The sequence below is a fragment of the Streptomyces synnematoformans genome, assembly GCF_039531005.1.
GTDB lineage: Bacteria > Actinomycetota > Actinomycetes > Streptomycetales > Streptomycetaceae > Streptomyces > Streptomyces synnematoformans.
Window position 1 is genome coordinate 1 of sequence record NZ_BAAAPF010000672.1, and the last position, 1,249, is coordinate 1,249.

Annotated in this window: 3 protein-coding genes; all 3 read left to right on the top strand. The window is 77.5% G+C overall.

Features of this window, described 5'->3' with window-relative positions; all coding sequences use genetic code 11:
* A partial coding sequence (locus tag ABD317_RS37030) for a helix-turn-helix domain-containing protein (RefSeq protein ID WP_344296475.1) occupies positions 1-366 on the top strand: 366 nt, incomplete at its 5' end.
* A gap of 168 nt (positions 367-534) precedes the next feature.
* Positions 535-750, top strand: coding sequence for a hypothetical protein (locus ABD317_RS37035; protein WP_158691795.1), 216 nt, complete (start codon positions 535-537; stop codon positions 748-750).
* A gap of 325 nt (positions 751-1,075) precedes the next feature.
* A partial coding sequence (locus tag ABD317_RS37040; protein WP_425582538.1) for an ATP-binding protein occupies positions 1,076-1,249 on the top strand: 174 nt, incomplete at its 3' end.

Genomic DNA, 1,249 nt, shown 5'->3' on the forward strand with positions numbered 1-1,249 from the left:
AGCCTGCTCGCCGACGCCCACGCGACGGCCGTCGCCCCCGGCGCCACCCCCCTGCGCACGGCGGTCACCGCCCTCGCCTCCCGCGCCCGCCTGCCCCTGGGCGCCGGCCCCGACCCGGCGCCGGCGGACCCGGTCCGGGCGCTGGGGCTGACGTCGCGGGAGCAGGAGGTGCTGAAGCTGGTGACGGCGGGGCGCAGCAACCGGCAGATCGCCGAGGAGCTGTTCATCTCGCCGAAGACGGCGAGCGTGCACGTGTCCAACCTGATGGCCAAGCTGGGCGTCTCCGGCCGCGGCGAGGCCGCCGCCACCGCACACCGCCTGCGCCTCTTCGAAGACGCCGAGGCGGGCTGGCCGGGGCGGGCCTGAGCCGGCCTGAGCGCGCCTGAGCAGGGCGGCTAAGCCCGCGTAAGCACGTCTAAGGCCCCCGCGGCCGCACATCCGCGGGGGCCTTAGGCATATACGGGCGGACAGCGGCCCCGGGTAAGGCGACGGGGGCCCGGAGATGCGGAAGTCTCCCGATGTGGCGGACCCCCCTTGGCGACGAAGCTGGAGTCACGACAGCAGGAGACCAGCCGAAACGCCAGGGAGAACGAGATGTTCGCGTACCAGATGCACGAGTCCCGCTCCGCCGACCTGCGCCGCGAGGCAGCGCAGTACCGGCTCGCCCGCGAGGCCACCGCCGCCCGCCGGGAGCAGCGCCGCGAAGCCCGCCGGGCGCGCGTGCTGGCCCGCTGGGTGAAGGCCGCGTGAGGCGGCCGACCGTGCGGCGGAGCAGAGTGCGGCCCGGGCGGCGGGGCGCCGAGACCCCGCCTGAAGGACCTGAGAACCCCGGGCGGCCGGCCGCTGCCCTCCTGAGCGGCCGCCGCCCGGACCGGACTCCGGCCCCCGCCGGACCGGGACCTTCGGAGCGCCCACCCGCGCACAGCGGGTCGGGCGCTCTCGTCGTCTGCGCCCCCGCCCCCGCCCTGTTCCGGTCCCCCGCCCCGGCCGACCGGGGCCGCGGCGCCGCGGGGCTGCCCCCGTGTCGTAGCGCTGTGCGATGCTCACATCTGTGACGATCTCGTGCGTGAGCCCCGTGCTCGTCGGCCGGTCCGCCGAGCTGCGCGCCCTCGGCGCCGCGCTGGAGCGCGCCGGTGCCGGCGCGCCGCAGGCCGTGCTGGTGGGCGGCGAGGCCGGGGTGGGCAAGACCCGGCTGCTGGAGCAGAACGAGGGCTACGTCGACAAGATCGCCCCGCTGCCCGGCGGCGGC